Here is a 17,216-nt window from a genome sequence, read left to right on the forward strand (position 1 = left end):
AAATTTTAAACACTACTTTATTATGATGAATTTCAATTTCAAATGGTCTATTCAAAAAGCAATTGTTTTGAGTATACTTTCAATCGTTTTTATAACTACTTCTTGTAGTAGTGATGCCCCAATTGATAACCCAGAACCAGAAGAACCAACCATAGAAGGTCGCAACCAATTTACATTAGCTTTATCTGCAAGCCCAACCGGAGAAACAAAAGTGTATACGCAAGCTTTAACAGATGTAACTGCTGGCGTAACTGTAAGTTATGATGGTAAAGGGTTTGAAATACCTTCTACAAGAACTGCAAGAATTTTTGGATCTACGGATGGAAAATCTTTATATAATCTTGATTATGGCGGTGGAAGAATCTACAAGTTCTCTGTTGATGGCGAAGAAAGTTATAGCCAATTATTCGAAAAAAATGTAGAATTTGCAATGGGTACAGCCTACCCAAGGTGGACGAAAGCTAGCGAGGAATCTGCGTCTATACATTATGCTAGTGGTAGCAATGCTACAAGAGTTTATGATGAAAATGATGCTACAAAATTTATAAGATCTGATGTTACTTTAAGAATTATGAGTGTTGGTTTAAACAACCTTACTTTTGGTTCTATTGAAGAAATTATTATTCCTGTAAGTGATACATATTTAGAGCCTTATACCATTAATGTAGCAGGTACAGATTATGATCATTATAATTATGTTGGTAGAGTAGATGCACCTGTTATTGCTGGTAATAAAATATATTATGGCATGTCTAAAAGTGCATACAACCCAGAAAAACCTTGTTCTGGTAGAGGATGTCCTCCTGCAATTTACAAAAATACGGAAACATTAGTTTTAGATTACCCTTCTTTAACAAACCCTAAAATTATTTCTACCGATATTGCAAAAGGCGCTACTAATGGCTATAGAACTCCTGTTGCTTACAAAGATGAACTTGGAGATGTATATCAAATTATTTCTGTGCCAGACAACACGTATGACACAAATATTTTAAAAATAAGTAATGGTGATTATGATGAAAGCTTTCAATTTAATTTATCTGATCTATTAGGAGAAAACACAAGATCTTACGGATGGTTTTATGCCGGAAACGGAATTGGTTATGTTCCGTACTTAAGATCAGATGAAACAAATTCAAATAGCGATTCTAATTGGTCTGTTGCTCGTGTAGATTTATATAACGGTACAGCAATTAAAATGAATTTACCCACCAACCTTTGGTTAAGACAATACCAAAGTGCTGTTGTTAAAGATGGCAAATTCTACATGGCAATTACACCGACAGGTAAAGATGGTAATGTATATATTTTTGATACAACCTCTACAAGTCCTGATGGTTTTACTGTTGGTGCAACATTAGAAAATTTAGCAGAAGGTACTTATATTGGTATTTACTAAGACCAATTAACCTTAAATGAAAACACCCTTTAGGCATAATAACCTAAAGGGTGTTTTTTATTAAATGCTGTTTGATATTTTTTCTGATAAAACACCAACAACTTAATTACTCTATCTTTTTAACAACGGCTTTTGGCGCTTCTTTTCGTGTTCCGTCAAAACCATCTACACCACCAACAGTAGTGTATTTCATTACGTATTTTTTATCTGGATAAATACGTTTGTACGCACTTTGGCACATTAAGGTTGCTTCATGAAATCCGCACAAAATTAATTTTAATTTCCCTGGATACGTGTTTACATCTCCAATAGCATAAATTCCTGGAATGTTTGTTTGGTAATCTAAAGCATTGTTTACTTTAATTGCATTTTTCTCTATTTCTAAACCCCAGTTTCCTATTGGTCCTAATTTTGGAGATAGACCAAAAAGTGGAATGAAATGATCTGTTTCTATTATAAAAGGTTCTCCTCCGTTTTGAATTACAGAAACTCCTTCTACTTTATCTGTACCTGCAATACCAACAACTTCTGCTGGTGTAATCATGGTAATTTTACCAGCATCTTTTAACTCTTGTACTTTATCTACAGAATCTAAAGCACCTCTAAATTCGTTTCTTCTGTGTATTAAAGTTACGGAAGAAGCAACGTCTGTTAAAAATATAGACCAATCTAAGGCAGAATCTCCACCACCAGAAATAACCACTTTTTTACCGCTGTAAAACTCTGGATCTCGAATAATATATTCAACTCCTTTATCTTCGAAATTTGCAATGTTAGGAATGGGTGGTTTTCTTGGTTCGAAAGACCCCAATCCGCCAGCAATTGCAACCACTTTTGCATGGTGTTTGGTCCCTTTATTTGTAGTCACAATAAACGTTTCGTCTTCTTGTTTTTCTATGGTTTCTGCACGTTCACCTAGCGTAAAACCTGGCTCAAATTGTTTTATTTGTTCCAGTAACTTATCGGTTAAATCACCTGCTAAAATTTCTGGATATGCCGGAATATCATAAATAGGTTTCTTAGGATAAATCTCAGAACATTGTCCGCCAGCTTGCGGCAATGCATCTATTAAATGACAACGCAGTTTTAATAAACCTGCTTCAAAAACGGTGAACAAACCTGTTGGTCCTGCTCCTATAATTAAGATATCTGTTGTAATCACTTTTTTAATTTTTTTACTTCGTCATTGTAAGGAACGAAGCAATCTACCTATTTATAAAGAGATTGCTTCGTTCCTCGCTATGATACTAATCTAATATTTTTTTATGTTGATGAGCGCGTTAGGGATTGAAGCACTTGTTTGAGCTCTTTTTTACTTTTTTAAGTAAAAAAAGCGAGTGCGAAAAGCCCGCCCTTTTTAGGGAACGCCCAAAAATATATTTTTATAAAGGTTTAAAAACTGACTTTTATCAGTTTAAGTAACATTTATTACTTCTTGTATTTGTGGTGCGTACTTTTTAATGGTTGCTTCTACACCATTTTTTAAAGTCATTTGGTTTACTGAACAACCATTGCACGCACCTTCTAGTTGAACATTAACAACGTTATCTTCTATTGATAAAAGTTTAATATTACCACCATCGCTAATTAAAAACGGACGAATTTCATCTAACGCTTTTTCTACATTGTCTAATGTTTCTTGTGCTGTCATAAATCTAGCTTATTTTGTGCTACAACCACTCATTGTTGTAATTCTAACAACTTCTGTTGGTGGTAAATTTGCGTTTCTTTTTAATAATTCTGATACCATTTCTTTTGTAATATCATTAAAAGACTTTTCTAAAACAGTGCCCTTTTGTAAAGCTACAGGATGCCCAATATCACCCGATTCACGAATACTTTGCACCAAAGGAACTTCTCCTAAAAACTTGGTTTTAATATCTTCTGCTAAGTTTTTTGCACCATCTTGCCCAAATATATAATATTTATTGTCTGGCAATTCTTCTGGTGTAAAATACGCCATGTTTTCTATGATTCCTAAAACGGGTACATTAATGTTTTCTTGCTGAAACATTGCAACTCCTTTTTTAGCATCTGCTAAGGCAATATTTTGAGGTGTACTTACAATAACAGCTCCGTTTATTGGTAAGGCTTGCACAATTGATAAATGCACATCTCCGGTTCCTGGAGGTAAATCGATTAACAAGAAATCTAATTCTCCCCAATCTGCATCAAAAATTAATTGATTTAATGCCTTAGATGCCATTGGTCCACGCCAAATTACAGCTTGACCTGGATCTGTAAAGAAACCTAAAGATAATAATTTTACGCCATAGTTTTCTACGGGTTTCATTTTAGAACGCCCATCTACATTCACAGAAAGTGGCTTTGCTTTTTCTACGTCGAACATTATATGTTGTGACGGTCCGTAAACATCTGCATCTAAAATACCAACGCTAAATCCCATTTTTGCTAAAGAAATAGCCGTATTTGCCGTAATTGTAGATTTACCAACACCACCTTTACCAGATGCAACTGCAATAATATTTTTAATATTCGGAATTTCCTTACCACGAATTTGATTCGGATTTTCTTTCACAGCAGGCTTTTCTACCTTTACGTTTACTTTTACAGCAATCTGCTCACCAACATTCTTATGGATGGCCTTGGTAACTTCCGTTTCAATTTTCTTCTTGGCTTGTAAAGTTGGGTTGCTAATTGTAACATCTATCTCAACCTCATCACCAAAAGTAACTACGTTTGTTATGTTCTTATTTTCTACCAAACTTTTTCCTTCACCAGGTGCAGTTATGGTTTCTAATGCCTTATATATATCTTCTTTTTTAAAACTCACGTCTTATTTTTATTTAATCTTAATTGCAAAGATACGTCTTAGATAGCAGATAGTAAAACCAAAAAAAAGGAACATTTTTAGAACCAAAAACTTTAAACTTAGTAATTTATTAACATAGTTTAACAAAAAGTAAGGCTTAAAGTACTTATATTTATCCTATAACTTTTTAACCCCCCTAATTATGAAAAAAGTAGTAAAAACTTTTAGTCTAGCAGTAATAGTATTTTTTAGTTCTCAAAACCTAATTTCTCAAGAAGTAGCCGCTAACTACTCTAATCAAAACTTACAAATTAACAGATTAGATACGTTTAACATATCTGAAGATGATGAAAACGTAGAAAAAATACAAAGCACCCTTTTAAACGAAGGTAAATATACTTTTGATAATGGAGAAAAAGATATTTTAGTTGAAATTAAAGATGGTTATTACACAGAGTATTATCCTAATAATGAATTTGTTAAAGCTAAAATAGAATGGACTTCTAAAAGCGAATACAATCTTATTATTACAGAAATAAATAAAAAAGGCTTACCTTTTGGTGAAGGCACTATTCTTAACACAAAAATATCTAGAGTTAAAGGAAGTAGATATTATTATGAATCTAATTTAGAAGGCTTAACTTGGTCTGGTAAATTCATAAAAGTTAAAGACATTACTCCCGTAAAATAAAGTTTATTAAAACATTCTTAATACAAACCTATCATTCACGTGATAGGTTTTTTTTATTTCTAAAAAAAATAGTTATAAGGTATCGAGAGGATTCCAAAAAACTTTTTCAAAATCTTGAATTTGGTTATCAATCACAACAATGCCTTCATTTTCTAGTAATTGTTGCATTAAATTTGTGCCTTCGAAATGATGCTTTCCTGTAAGTAAACCTTTTCTATTTACAACTCTGTGTGCAGGAATATCTTCTAAACTGTGTGCTTTATTCATTGCCCAACCAACCATTCTTGCAGATTTTGCTGCCCCTAAATACGTAGCTATTGCACCATAACTTGTTACATTTCCGTAGGGAATTAAGCGTGCTACTTTGTAAACTTTAGCAAAAAAATTGTCTGATTCTTTCATGCCGTGAAGATATAATTATTACACAAAGATTCACAACGTTAAAATTAGATAGGAATTACCTCTATAAATTAATGTTTTCTAATTTTTAAGTTTTGTAGGATGGCTCGTATCCAAAAAAACGAAGTGGTCTGGACAGATTATAGCGTGAAATGCAAAATTTTAGAGAATTAAAATCAGTTTTGGTTTATTTTATCATCAATACAAAAAAGGATGAAAAGAAGATTTCATATGTAACAACTAAAATTAATATTTCAAACGAAATTTAATATACGTAATTGGTTTATTAACTTCTAAATATTGATTTTCGTAAAAAGTCTGGGTTTCTGTTACTTCTTTTGGTGCGCCTTCATTTTTGTAAACCGTATGATTTGCATATAAAACTTCATGACCTTCACCATGCAACAAACCTAAAGTGTAACCGTGCATAAATTCGCTGTCGGTTTTTAAGTTCATTATTCCTTCTTCACTTAAAATATGATGGTATTTTTTAAGAAAAGAGGTGTTTGTCATTCTGTGTTTTGTGCGCTGATATTTTATTTGAGGATCTGGAAAAGTAATCCAAATTTCTGAAACTTCATTTTCTGCAAAAATAAAATCAACCAACTCTATTTGGGTTCTTACAAAGGCAACATTTGGTAAATCTTCTTCGATAGCAGTTTTTGCACCACGCCAAAAACGAGCACCTTTAATATCGATACCTACGTAGTTTTTATTCGGATTTTTTCTGGCCAAGGCAATTGTATATTCACCTTTACCACAACCTAGTTCTACAACGATAGGATTGTTATTTCCAAAAAAAGAATGCCATTTACCTTTATGAGAAAAACCCGTTACTACTTCTTCTCTTGTTGGCTGAATGACATTTTCGAACGTTTCATTTTCTTTGAAACGTTTTAGTTTATTTTTGCTTCCCAAAGTATAAAATTAAGCTCTGTCTTCTGTTCCTTCTTTTGCAAAACGACGAGATTCTCTCATCCAATAGGCAAATAAAACTAAAAGAACTAATAGAAAAAACCAGTTTACTGCGTTAGAAATCCACCATCCTAAATCTGCATTCGCTACGGTTAAACGTAACCAATCAAAAGGAAGGAATAAAAGATCTGTAAATAAACTACCAATCCATCTAAAAATATTGCTTGCTATCATAACTTAATTATCTTTACGCTGCAAAAATAACAAAAAGAAACGATGCTAGCCAACTTTTTAGGAAAATCTAAACCAATCAATTTCATAATTCTTTTAGGGTTATTCATTTGCTTGTTTCTGTTTTCTTCTTTTTCTCTTTTTTTAAACCATAGTTTTGAACTTTCTCTATTAATGAAAATTGCGAGTTCTCTAGGTTTATATTTAGTTATTTTCTTCTTTTTTAATTTTATTGTTTCTAAAAATAATTTAACCTTTGATAATTCTTATGCCTATTTTATTTTCACGATTATATTAAGTTATTTTTTACCTATTGTAACAAACCCTAAAACACTGGTTGTATTACTATTATACATTCTTTTTTTAAGAAAAATATACAGCTTAAAATCTCAAAAACAACCCTTACAAAAGCTTTTTGACAGTGGTTTTTGGCTAAGTATTTTATACATACTAGAACCTTTTTCTGCAATGTTTGCCGTATTAATTTATAGCGCTATTTTTTTGCATCAAAAAATAATAGTTAATAACCTAATTGCACCAATAGTTGGTTTTTTAACTCCAATAACTCTATACTTTACATATTGTTTTTGGTTTGATAAATTGTATATTTTTACCAATCTTTTTTATTTTGAAGACTTTAATAGTTTCTTTTACTATTCAGAAAAGAGCATTTATTGGATATCTATATTGATTGTAATATTTTCTGTGATCTCAATATTTTTGAAGTCACCAAAAACTTTGTCTGTAAATAATTCATTTAAGAAAAGCTGGATTCTCTTAATGATAAACCTAGTTATTACGCTATTGTTTGCGTTTTTAGTTCCTAATAAAAACGGAACAGAGTTGTTGTTTTTTCTATTTCCTTCCGCAATTATTATGGCAAACGGACTTGAAACTGTAAATAAAAATTTAATTAAAAATATTGTTTTTACACTTCTTTTTATAAGTGCATTTATTTTTCCTTTTTTATTATAGTTTACTTCCGAAAGCTAAATCGCCAGCATCTCCTAAACCAGGAACAATATACCCTTTGTCGGTTAATTCTGGATCTATTGTAGCAACCCATAAATGGGTGTTTTCGGGGAAGTGGGGTTTAATAAAATCGATACCTTCTTTAGCTGCAATTACAGCAACAATATGCAATTCTTTTGGCGCACCATATTTTTTAATTGCCTCGTAAACCGCCACTAAACTTTGTCCTGTAGCCAACATTGGGTCTGCCAATAACAACGTTTTATTCGCTATAGATGGTGAAGCAAAATATTCTACAACAATTTCAGATGCCGTATTGTTCACTGGATGAGTTCTATATGCAGAAATAAAAGCATTTTCTGCATCATCAAAATAATTTAAAAGACCTTGATGTAAAGGTAAACCAGCTCTTAATATAGAACATAAAACAATATCATTTGTAGGTTTTTCTATTGACTTTTCTCCCAAAGGAGTAACAACGTCTATAGGTTTATAAGAAAGGTTTTTACTTAATTCATAGCTTAGAATCTCGCCAATTCTTTCAATATTTCTACGAAAACGCAAAGAATCTTTTTGAATAGCAACGTCTCTAATTTCTGCTATAAACTTATTTAAAATTGAATTGTTTTCTGAGATATGGTGTATTTTCATTTTGTAGAAATATAATAACAAATGTAGCATAATTCCTTAAAATTTGTATATTGCTGTACTAATTAATCATTTAAAACAAAAAAAATGGGAATTTTTTCATTCATTAAAAATGCTGGAGCCAAGGTTTTCGGTATTGGAAAAACAACAGAAGAAGAGAATGCAGAGAAATCTGATCAATTAAGAAATGCAATTACATCATTAGATCTACACGTTGCAGATTTGGCGATAGAAGTAGCTGATGATGCTGTAAAAATTTGGGGAGAAGCCGCAGATTTAGCAACCAAAGAAAAAGTAATCTTAGTAGCAGGAAACACAAGAGGTGTTGCTTCTGTAGAAGATAAGATGTCTGTAAAAGAAGTAGAAATTATTGAAGAAGCAGAGAAAGCACAGTTTTATACTGTAGAAAGTGGAGATACTTTAGGTAAAATTGCCAAAAAATATTATGGTAATGCAATGAAATACCCTGTAATTTTCGAAGCCAACAAACCAATGTTATCACATCCAGATAAAATTTATCCTGGTCAGGTATTAAGAATTCCACCTTTAGTGGACTAGCCAAAAGTTAATCAACCAAAGTAAAAAGAGTTTCAAAATTAATTTGAGGCTCTTTTTTTGTGCTTAAAATTTAAATTTTATCATCAACTTTGCCTTTTAATTTTTTAGAGTCAATTTTAAAATGAATCAAAGAACATTAGCACTAATTGCCGTTTCTGTTGCAACTTTAATCTACGGTTTAACATTTACCATCGCTAAAGACGTAATGCCTACTTACATAAAACCTTACGCCTTTATTTCTCTAAGAGTTATTGGCGGAACAACTATTTTTTGGTTGCTAGGTTTATTCATAAAACAGCAAAAGATAGAAAAAGAAGATTATAAAAAAATCTTATTAGCATCCTTTTTTGGTGTAGGCTTAAACATGCTTACTTTCTTTAAGGGCTTGAGCATAACCACTCCTATAAGTGCTTCTGTAATGATGGTTATGTCGCCAATTATGGTGCTACTATTTTCGAGTATTTTAACTAGAAAAGCAATAGGTAAACAAAGAATTATTGGTGTTTTTGTTGGTTTAGCTGGTACAATTTTATTAATTACTTATGGTAGTTCTGCTACCGGAACAGCAACCAATAGCAATTGGGGTAACTTTTTAGTCTTTGTAAATGCCGCTTCTTATGGTATGTATTTGGTTTTGGCTAAAAATTTAATCAACAAATACCATCCTGTTGTATTTGTAAAGTGGTTGTATTTATTTGGATTAATTTTTGTAATTCCCTTTGGCTACAGCGAGTTAAAAGAAGTTGTATGGCTAGAAATACCAGCAAATATCTACTGGAACATAGGTTTTGTAATGATTTTTACTTCTTGTGTAACCTATCTTTGTAATTTATATGGTTTATCAAGATTAAAACCTACAACAGTTAGTGTTTTTATTTATTTACAACCAGTAATTGCTTCTATTTATGCCTTAATTGTTGGTAGCGATTCTTTAAACTTAGTAAAAATTAGTGCTACTTTATTGATCTTTTTTGGTGTTTATTTAGTAACCAAACAAGTGAAAAAACCTATCAAATAAACTATATTTGCAACTCATTTAAAATGATGATTTTATGATTCAATCTATGACTGGTTATGGAAAAGCAGTTTTACAATTGCCAACCAAAAAAGTAACTATAGAAATTAAATCTTTAAACAGTAAAAATTTAGATTTAAACGTACGAATTCCTTCTTATTACAAAGAAAAGGAATTAGCTGTTCGTAAAAAGTTAGCCAGCTCTTTGGTAAGAGGAAAAGTAGATTTTTCTATTTACGTAGAAATGACGGCAGACGAAACTTCTACAACGGTAAATAAAACGGTTGTAAAACAATACATAGAACAGTTAAGAAACACCATTTTGTTAGCTTCTAACGATGATGTTGAATTGCTGAAAATGGCTATAAGAATGCCAGATGCATTATCTACAGAAAGAGAAGAATTAGATGAAAATGAATGGGACCTTATCAATGAAAATATAGACATTGCAATTAAAGAAATTGTACAATATAGAGTTGATGAAGCGGCTTCTTTAGAGATCGATTTTAAAGAAAGAATTACAAACATTAATACGTATTTAGAAGAAGTAAAAGCACTAGATAACGATAGAGTAGAAAACGTAAAAACGCGTTTAAAAAAGGCTATTGATGATCTAAAAGTAGATACAGACGAAAATCGTTTTGAGCAGGAATTAATTTATTATCTAGAAAAATTAGATATTAATGAAGAGAAGGTTCGTTTGGCAAATCATTTAGATTATTTCTTACAAACATTGGCTTCAGAAGATTCTAATGGTAAAAAATTAGGTTTTATTGTTCAAGAAATGGGCCGTGAAATTAACACCACAGGTTCTAAAGCAAATTATGCACCAATGCAAAAAGCAGTTATTCAAATGAAAAACGAGCTAGAACAGATTAAAGAACAAATATTAAACGTATTATAAAAATTTCAATACTATTTTATTAGACATTCCTTTCTGTCTTTTAGAGTGAAATTTAGAAATCATAATTTTAGAAAATGAAAGATTTTAAAGGAAAACTATTTGTGTTTTCAGCACCTTCTGGCTCAGGAAAAACCACCATTGTTCGTCATTTATTAAAACAAAAAAAATTTAATTTAGAGTTTTCTATTTCTGCAACGTCTAGAGAACCTAGAGGTTTTGAAAAAGATGGTGAAGATTATTATTTTATCGACCTAAAAGATTTTAAAAATAAAATTAAAAGTGATGAGTTTTTAGAGTGGGAAGAAGTTTACAGAGATAATTTCTACGGAACTTTAAAAAGTGAGGTAGAACGTATTTGGGCATTAAAAAAACACGTTATTTTTGATATTGATGTTGTTGGTGGCTTAAGAATTAAAAAGAAGTTTCCTAACGAAACCTTATCTGTTTTTGTAAAACCACCAAGTGTAGATGAATTAAAAATCCGTTTAAAAAAGCGTAAAACAGAAAGTGAAGAAAAAATAAATATGCGCATTGCAAAAGCTTCTGTAGAATTAGCTACAGCACCTCAATTTGATAAAATCATTAAAAATTACGATTTACATGTTGCTCTAGAAGAAGCAGAAGAATTAATGAGTGCGTTTTTGGAATTAGAAAAAGAGCCAAAAACAAACAGCTAAAAGCAAAAAAATGAAAATCGGTTTATATTTTGGCACCTTTAATCCAATTCATATTGGACATTTAATTATTGCCAATCACATGGTAGAAAATTCAGATTTAGATGAAATCTGGATGGTTGTAACGCCTCATAATCCGTTTAAAAAGAAAAACTCATTGCTAGACAACCATCATCGTTTAGAATTGGTTTACAAAGCAACAGAAGATTATCTAAATATAAAACCTTCTGATATTGAGTTTAAATTACCGCAACCCAACTACACTGTTTATACATTAGCTCATATTTCTGAGCTTTATAAAGACAAAGAGTTTTGTTTGATTATGGGCGAAGACAATTTGAAAAGTTTTCATAAATGGAAAAATTTTGAAACCATTTTAGAACACCATCATATTTATGTTTATCCAAGAATTTCTGAAGGAAAAATAGAAACACAATTTGATGATCATCCTAAAATTCACAGAGTAGCAGCACCCATTGTACAAATTTCTTCTACGATGATAAGAAACGGAATTAAAGACGGTAAAAACGTGAAACCTATGTTAACAAAAGAAGTTTGGAACTATATAGACCAAATGAATTTTTATAGGAAATAACTTCACTTAAAATTCGTTGTATATTTGTAAATATTCAAACAATTATTTTGGCAAAAAACGATCAAAAAAAAGGCAAATTTAAACAAAAACTAACTGACAAGTACAGGTTGGTTGTATTAAACGAAGATACATTCGAAGAGCGTTTTTCATTAAAACTATCTAGATTAAACGTCTTTGTTTTGGGAGGTGTTTTCTCTATTTTATTAGTTGCCATAACTACCGTTATCATTGCATTTACCCCCATTAAAGAGTACATTCCTGGTTATTCTTCTTCGAAATTAAAAGCAGCTGCTATTAACTTAACATTCGAAGCAGATTCTTTAAAGCAAAAGTTAGCAATTCTAGAAAATTACACAAAAGCACTAAGACCGGTTCTTACAGGTGAGATAACTTCCGAAGAAGTAGATTCTCTTCAAATAGAAGCAAGACAATCTGTATTAGAAGAAAGTGAATTAAACCCTACTAAAGAAGATTCTTTGTTTCGAGAAAAAGTAGACAGAGAAACTCGTTTTGCTATTTTAAACAATTCTAAAAGTAACGTGAAAATTGTGTTTTTTGCTCCTCTGACAGGTAATATCTCTCAAGATTTCGATGTGAATTCTAAACATTTTGCGATAGATATTGTTGCAAAAACAGGCACACCAATTAAAGCTGCCGCAGACGGCACTGTTATTTTCTCTGGTTGGAGCGCAGAAACTGGTTATACCATTCTTCTAAAACATAATAAAGATTATATTTCTGTGTATAAACACAACGGAAACTTACTAAAACAACAAGGTGATTTTGTGAAATCTGGCGAAGTAATTGCTAGTGTGGGTTCTACAGGAGAACTTTCTACAGGACCGCATTTACATTTCGAACTTTGGAAAGGCGGTTATGCCGTAAACCCAACAAATTTTATAGACTTTAAATAATGAGTATCAAATCTTTTTTTGCCATTCCGTTTGCTAAAATTGCAACTAAAAAAGTCTTTAAATGGGCTAATAACCCGCATGAAACACAAGAAAAAGTCTTTAAAAATTTAATATCTAAAGGAAGTAAAACAGCTTTTGGAAAAGATCATAATTTCGAAGATATTGCTACTTATGAAGATTTTAAAAAACAAGTAAAAGTAACAGATTACGAAGGTTTAAGAAAATATGTAGATAGAGTTGTAGCCGGAGAAGCTGATGTTCTCTGGACAGGGAAGCCACTGTATTTTGCTAAAACTTCGGGTACAACTTCGGGTGCAAAGTACATACCAATTACCAAAGAGTCTATGCCAACGCATATTAAAGCAGCAAGAAATGCCATGTTGTTTTATATTGTTGAAAAAAATGATGCGAGTTTTGTTGATGGAAAAATGATCTTCTTACAAGGGAGCCCTGTTTTAGAAGATAAAAATGGCGTTAAATTAGGAAGGTTAAGCGGCATTGCAGCACATTACGTACCTAATTATTTATTGAAAAATAGATTACCAAGTTGGGAAACCAATTGTATTGAAGATTGGGATACAAAAGTAAATGCAATTGTAGAAGAGACCGTAAACGAAGACATGTCTGTAATTAGCGGAATACCTTCTTGGGTACAAATGTATTTCGAAAAACTGATTGAAAAAACGGGTAAATCGGTTTCAGAATTATTCCAAAATTTTAATTTCTTTATTTATGGTGGCGTAAATTTTGAACCTTATAAAAATAAGTTTGAGAGTTTAATTGGCAAAAAGATAGATTATATCGAATTATATCCTGCCTCAGAAGGGTTTATTGCGTATCAAGACTCACAAACCGAAAAAGGAATGTTGCTGCAATTAGATTCTGGAATTTTCTATGAATTTATTCCTGCCAGTGAATTTTTTGAAGAAAACCCAACAAGAATCTCTCTAAGAGATGTAAAAATTGGTGTGAATTACGTGATTATTTTAAACACAACTGCGGGTCTTTGGGGGTATAATATTGGTGACACTGTAGAGTTTACTTCAACAAAACCTTATAGAATAAAGGTTACAGGAAGAATTAAACATTTTATTTCTGCCTTTGGCGAACACGTTATTGGTAAAGAAGTAGAAAAGGCTTTGAATGATGCTATAAAAGGAACACCCATTAATATTAGCGAATTTACAGTTGCGCCACAAGTAAATGCAACCGATGGTTTGCCTTATCATGAATGGTTTATAGAGTTTGAAAATGAGCCTAAAAACATGGAAGAATTTGCACAAAAAGTAGATGGTTCTATGCAAGAACAGAATATTTATTATTTCGATTTGATTGAAGGAAAAATATTACGTCCTTTAGTAATTAGAAAAGTAAAAAAAGGTGGCTTTCATGAATACATGAAATCTATTGGTAAATTTGGCGGACAAAATAAAATTCCGCAACTGTCTGATAATAGAAAAATCGCAGACGTTTTAGATAATTTTTTAATTGAAGAATAACAAGAGATACACAAAATGGGAGATTATTTATTTTTAGTTTTAGCAATAGGATTGGTTATTGTTTACTTTTACAACAAATACAGAAACAAACGTCGTTAACATTTTACCAAAAATAATACGCAGAGTCGCTTTAAAAACACATTTTAAAAGTGATTTCAAACATCAATAAAAACACAAATGAGTACAATTAGAATCACAAAACAATTCAATTTTGAAACGGGTCATGCTTTATACGGTTATGATGGAAAATGTAAAAATGTTCACGGACATTCTTACAAACTTTCTGTAACAGTTTCTGGAAAACCAATTACAGACAATGCCAATGTAAAATTTGGAATGGTCATAGATTTTAGTGACCTAAAGAAAATTGTGAACGAAGAAATTGTAGATATTTTCGACCACGCAACAGTTTTCAATAAAAACACACCACATGTTGAGCTTGCAAAAGAGTTAATGGATAGAGATCATCATGTATTATTGGTAGATTACCAGCCAACTAGTGAAATGATGGTGATTGATTTTGCAAAGAAAATTAAGCGTAGATTACCAAACAACATCAAATTACATTCGATGAAATTACAAGAAACAGACTCTAGTTTTGCCGAATGGTATGCTAGTGAGAACTAATTTTGTAACATATTTTAGTATTTACCTACTAATAAGTAAATACTAAAAATGAAAGAACTCCTACTAAAATTTAAAAGATTCTATACGTGTGAGGTAAAAAGTTTTAAGAAAATTTTGGGTATAAAGTAATTATTTACCATTAAATTCATTCATTGTATTTGCTAAACCTGCAGTACCAAATGAGGTAATAATTTTTGATGAAAGCGGTAAGCGCTCAATTAACTGGCTAGTTTCTTCTTTACTCCATTCTCCAAGAACAAAATCTGCTTGTCTTCCTTTGGGATAATTTGCACCAACACCAAATCTAAAACGAGCGTATTCTTGAGTGTTTAATACCTCTTGAATATCTTTTAAGCCATTGTGTCCGCCAGCAGAACCTTTGGCTTTTACACGTATTGTACCAAAGTCTATATGCACATCATCTGTAACTACTAAAATATTTTCTACAGATATATTTTCTTTATCCATCCAATATTTTACAGCTTTACCGCTTAAATTCATAAATGTACTTGGTTTTAAAAGGATAAAAGTTCTTCCTTTTAATCTAAAAGTAGCAACATCTCCTAATTTTTCTGTTTCAAAAGTTGCTTTGTGTTCTTCTGCAACCTCATCAACAATCTTAAAACCAATATTATGGCGTGTATTCGTGTATGTAGCACCAATATTTCCTAAACCAATAATTAAAAACTTTTTCATCAATTCTTCTTTCGCTTCAACTTTAATTCTTAATAATTTAAAAAATAAATTTTTAAACCTCATTTTACAAAAATAAAAAAAGCGTTACAACATGTAACGCTTTTTATAAATTCTATTTTAAAAAAAATTATTCTGCAGCAGCTTCTGTAGTTTCTTCTTCTTCTTCGCCGTCATCTGCAGTTGCATTACGAGACGTTCTTACTTGTACGACAACAGTATTATCTGGGTGCATAAAAGTATAAGCATCACTAGATAATGAAGAAACAAGTAACTTTGCTCCAACTCTTAGTTTTGAAATATCTGCAGTTACAGAATCTGGTAAGTTAGCAGGTAAAGCCTTTATACTTAATTTACGGTTTGTAAAACGTAAAGAACCTCCATTTAAAACTCCTGGTGATGTCCCTTTTAATTTAACAGGAATCTTCATTGTAATTTCTTTATCATCAAATAACTGATAAAAATCTGCATGTATGATTCTATCTGTTACTGGGTGATACTGAATATCTTTTAAGATTGCAGCTGTTTTTTCTCCATCAACATCAATTATTGCAGTATATACGTTTGGAGTGTACACCAAATGTCTAAATGCTAATTCTTCCGCTGAAAAATGCATAGGCTTATCTCCTCCGTATATAACGCAAGGAACCATACCAGCATTACGTAAGGCTTTCGTTGCTACTTTACCTACGCTTTCTCTTTTTGATCCTTTAATTGTAATTGATTTCATTACTTTGTTTTATTATTTATTTACATTAAAAATTGTCCACTAATTGAAGTATTGTCTTGCACTTTATGCATAACATCAGCAAATAATGGCGCGCAAGATACAACTTTTATTTTAGAAGTCTCTTTCTTTAAAGGAATTGTATCTGAAACAATTAACTCTGTTAAACCAGACTTTTCTATTTTATCATAAGCTTCTCCAGAAAGTATTGGGTGTGTACAAATTGCACGAACACTTAAAGCACCTCTTTCCATCATTAAATTTGCGGCATGTGCTAAAGTTCCTCCTGTATCTATCATATCATCTACAAGAATTACATTTTTCCCTTTCACATCTCCAATTAACTCCATGTGAGAAATTACATTGGCTTTTTTACGTTGTTTGTAACAAATTACAACATCGCAATGTAAGTGCTTAGAATATGCATATGCTCTTTTAGAACCTCCCATATCTGGTGATGCAATTGTTAAATTGTCTAACTTTAAACTTTTTATATAGGGCATAAAAATAGTTGAAGCAAATAAATGATCTACTGGCTTCTCGAAGAATCCTTGAATTTGATCTGCATGCAAATCCATCGTCATAATTCTAGTTGCACCTGCAGATTGTAATAGGTTTGCAACTAATTTTGCACCAATAGCAACTCTTGGTTGATCTTTTCTATCTTGTCTTGCCCAACCAAAGTATGGCATAACTGCTGTAATGTGTCTTGCAGATGCTCTTTTAGCTGCATCTAACATTAAAAGCATTTCCATTAAATTGTCTGCATTCGGAAATGTAGACCCAATAATAAAAACACGTCTTCCTCTTACAGATTCTTCAAAAGCTGGTTGAAATTCTCCATCACTAAAATAGGTTGTTTTCACTTTTCCTAAAGATGTGTTGTACTCTTTTGCAATTTTTTCTGCCAAAACGGTGCTTTGTCTGCAGGCAAAAAGTTTTGGTGCTAATTGATTTGTAGGCATTTAGATATAATTTATGT

21 protein-coding genes are annotated in these 17,216 nt (G+C 31.4%); 11 read left to right on the forward strand and 10 right to left on the reverse strand.

The window, feature by feature from the left end:
• Window positions 1-22: 22 nt before the first annotated feature.
• Window positions 23-1,399, forward strand: coding sequence for a hypothetical protein (locus ES045_RS01010; RefSeq protein ID WP_223267147.1), 1,377 nt, complete (start codon window positions 23-25; stop codon window positions 1,397-1,399).
• Window positions 1,400-1,505: 106 nt separating this feature from the next.
• Here ES045_RS01010 and ES045_RS01015 read toward each other — a convergent pair whose 3' ends face one another.
• From ES045_RS01015 to ES045_RS01025, 3 genes are all read right to left on the reverse strand, one after another.
• Window positions 1,506-2,561 (reverse strand): NAD(P)/FAD-dependent oxidoreductase, encoded by a 1,056-nt coding sequence (locus ES045_RS01015; RefSeq protein ID WP_147111021.1) that lies wholly within the window; start codon window positions 2,559-2,561, stop codon window positions 1,506-1,508.
• A 252-nt stretch (window positions 2,562-2,813) separates the two neighbouring features.
• A complete protein-coding gene (locus ES045_RS01020) occupies window positions 2,814-3,050 on the reverse strand; it encodes a NifU family protein (RefSeq protein ID WP_147111024.1) in 237 nt (78 codons plus the stop codon).
• 9 nt (window positions 3,051-3,059) lie between these two features.
• Entirely contained in the window at window positions 3,060-4,193 is a 1,134-nt protein-coding gene (locus tag ES045_RS01025) for an Mrp/NBP35 family ATP-binding protein (RefSeq protein ID WP_147111027.1), read from the reverse strand.
• Between the two features lie 181 nt (window positions 4,194-4,374).
• Here ES045_RS01025 and ES045_RS01030 point away from each other — a divergent pair, with 181 nt between their 5' ends.
• Window positions 4,375-4,863 (forward strand): hypothetical protein, encoded by a 489-nt coding sequence (locus tag ES045_RS01030; protein ID WP_147111030.1) that lies wholly within the window; start codon window positions 4,375-4,377, stop codon window positions 4,861-4,863.
• A 72-nt stretch (window positions 4,864-4,935) separates the two neighbouring features.
• Here the strand turns inward: ES045_RS01030 and ES045_RS01035 are convergent, their stop codons facing one another.
• The 3 genes from ES045_RS01035 to ES045_RS01045 all read right to left on the reverse strand — a co-directional run bounded on the left by ES045_RS01035 (window position 4,936) and on the right by ES045_RS01045 (window position 6,411).
• Window positions 4,936-5,265 (reverse strand): MGMT family protein, encoded by a 330-nt coding sequence (locus tag ES045_RS01035; protein ID WP_147111033.1) that lies wholly within the window; start codon window positions 5,263-5,265, stop codon window positions 4,936-4,938.
• Between the two features lie 243 nt (window positions 5,266-5,508).
• Complete coding sequence (gene trmB, locus ES045_RS01040) at window positions 5,509-6,180, reverse strand: tRNA (guanosine(46)-N7)-methyltransferase TrmB (protein WP_147111035.1); 672 nt, start codon at window positions 6,178-6,180, stop codon at window positions 5,509-5,511.
• 9 nt (window positions 6,181-6,189) lie between these two features.
• The gene (locus ES045_RS01045; RefSeq protein ID WP_147111038.1) at window positions 6,190-6,411 is read right to left on the reverse strand and encodes a DUF6341 family protein; all 222 of its coding nucleotides are present in this window, start codon (window positions 6,409-6,411) and stop codon (window positions 6,190-6,192) included.
• A gap of 42 nt (window positions 6,412-6,453) precedes the next feature.
• Between ES045_RS01045 and ES045_RS16525 the strand changes: the two genes are divergently transcribed.
• Complete coding sequence (locus tag ES045_RS16525) at window positions 6,454-7,383, forward strand: DUF6427 family protein (RefSeq protein ID WP_223267148.1); 930 nt, start codon at window positions 6,454-6,456, stop codon at window positions 7,381-7,383.
• Here ES045_RS16525 and upp read toward each other — a convergent pair.
• Window positions 7,378-8,031: a uracil phosphoribosyltransferase gene (gene upp / locus ES045_RS01055; RefSeq protein ID WP_147111041.1), complete on the reverse strand. Its 654-nt coding sequence runs from the start codon at window positions 8,029-8,031 to the stop codon at window positions 7,378-7,380. The genes ES045_RS16525 and upp overlap by 6 nt on opposite strands.
• Window positions 8,032-8,115: 84 nt before the next feature.
• Here upp and lysM point away from each other — a divergent pair, with 84 nt between their 5' ends.
• The 8 genes from lysM (at window position 8,116) to ES045_RS01095 (ending at window position 14,814) form a co-directional block, all read left to right on the forward strand.
• Window positions 8,116-8,586 carry a peptidoglycan-binding protein LysM gene (gene lysM / locus ES045_RS01060; protein WP_147111043.1) on the forward strand — a complete coding sequence of 157 codons (471 nt, stop codon included), beginning with the start codon at window positions 8,116-8,118 and terminating at the stop codon, window positions 8,584-8,586.
• 121 nt (window positions 8,587-8,707) lie between these two features.
• The gene (locus ES045_RS01065; RefSeq protein WP_147111046.1) at window positions 8,708-9,604 is read left to right on the forward strand and encodes a DMT family transporter; all 897 of its coding nucleotides are present in this window, start codon (window positions 8,708-8,710) and stop codon (window positions 9,602-9,604) included.
• Between the two features lie 46 nt (window positions 9,605-9,650).
• Complete coding sequence (locus ES045_RS01070) at window positions 9,651-10,505, forward strand: YicC family protein (protein ID WP_147112084.1); 855 nt, start codon at window positions 9,651-9,653, stop codon at window positions 10,503-10,505.
• A 74-nt stretch (window positions 10,506-10,579) separates the two neighbouring features.
• Window positions 10,580-11,182, forward strand: coding sequence for a guanylate kinase (gene gmk / locus ES045_RS01075; RefSeq protein ID WP_147111048.1), 603 nt, complete (start codon window positions 10,580-10,582; stop codon window positions 11,180-11,182).
• Window positions 11,183-11,192: 10 nt separating this feature from the next.
• Window positions 11,193-11,774, forward strand: a complete 582-nt coding sequence (nadD, locus tag ES045_RS01080; protein WP_147111051.1) for a nicotinate (nicotinamide) nucleotide adenylyltransferase — start codon at window positions 11,193-11,195, stop codon at window positions 11,772-11,774.
• A gap of 47 nt (window positions 11,775-11,821) precedes the next feature.
• A complete protein-coding gene (locus ES045_RS01085; protein ID WP_147111054.1) occupies window positions 11,822-12,688 on the forward strand; it encodes a M23 family metallopeptidase in 867 nt (288 codons plus the stop codon).
• A complete protein-coding gene (locus ES045_RS01090; RefSeq protein ID WP_147111057.1) occupies window positions 12,688-14,187 on the forward strand; it encodes a GH3 auxin-responsive promoter family protein in 1,500 nt (499 codons plus the stop codon). Before ES045_RS01085 ends, ES045_RS01090 begins: the two co-directional genes overlap by 1 nt.
• Window positions 14,188-14,364: 177 nt before the next feature.
• Window positions 14,365-14,814, forward strand: a complete 450-nt coding sequence (locus ES045_RS01095; protein WP_147111060.1) for a 6-pyruvoyl trahydropterin synthase family protein — start codon at window positions 14,365-14,367, stop codon at window positions 14,812-14,814.
• Between the two features lie 129 nt (window positions 14,815-14,943).
• Here the strand turns inward: ES045_RS01095 and pth are convergent, their stop codons facing one another.
• From pth to ES045_RS01110, 3 genes are all read right to left on the reverse strand, one after another.
• On the reverse strand, window positions 14,944-15,573 hold the full coding sequence (pth, locus tag ES045_RS01100; RefSeq protein ID WP_223267149.1) for an aminoacyl-tRNA hydrolase: 630 nt from the start codon (window positions 15,571-15,573) through the stop codon (window positions 14,944-14,946).
• A 64-nt stretch (window positions 15,574-15,637) separates the two neighbouring features.
• A complete protein-coding gene (locus tag ES045_RS01105) occupies window positions 15,638-16,237 on the reverse strand; it encodes a 50S ribosomal protein L25/general stress protein Ctc (protein WP_147111063.1) in 600 nt (199 codons plus the stop codon).
• A gap of 20 nt (window positions 16,238-16,257) precedes the next feature.
• Entirely contained in the window at window positions 16,258-17,199 is a 942-nt protein-coding gene (locus ES045_RS01110; protein WP_147111066.1) for a ribose-phosphate pyrophosphokinase, read from the reverse strand.
• Between the last annotated feature and the right edge of the window lie 17 nt (window positions 17,200-17,216).

Source organism: Polaribacter sp. IC073 (assembly GCF_007997075.1).
GTDB lineage: Bacteria > Bacteroidota > Bacteroidia > Flavobacteriales > Flavobacteriaceae > Polaribacter.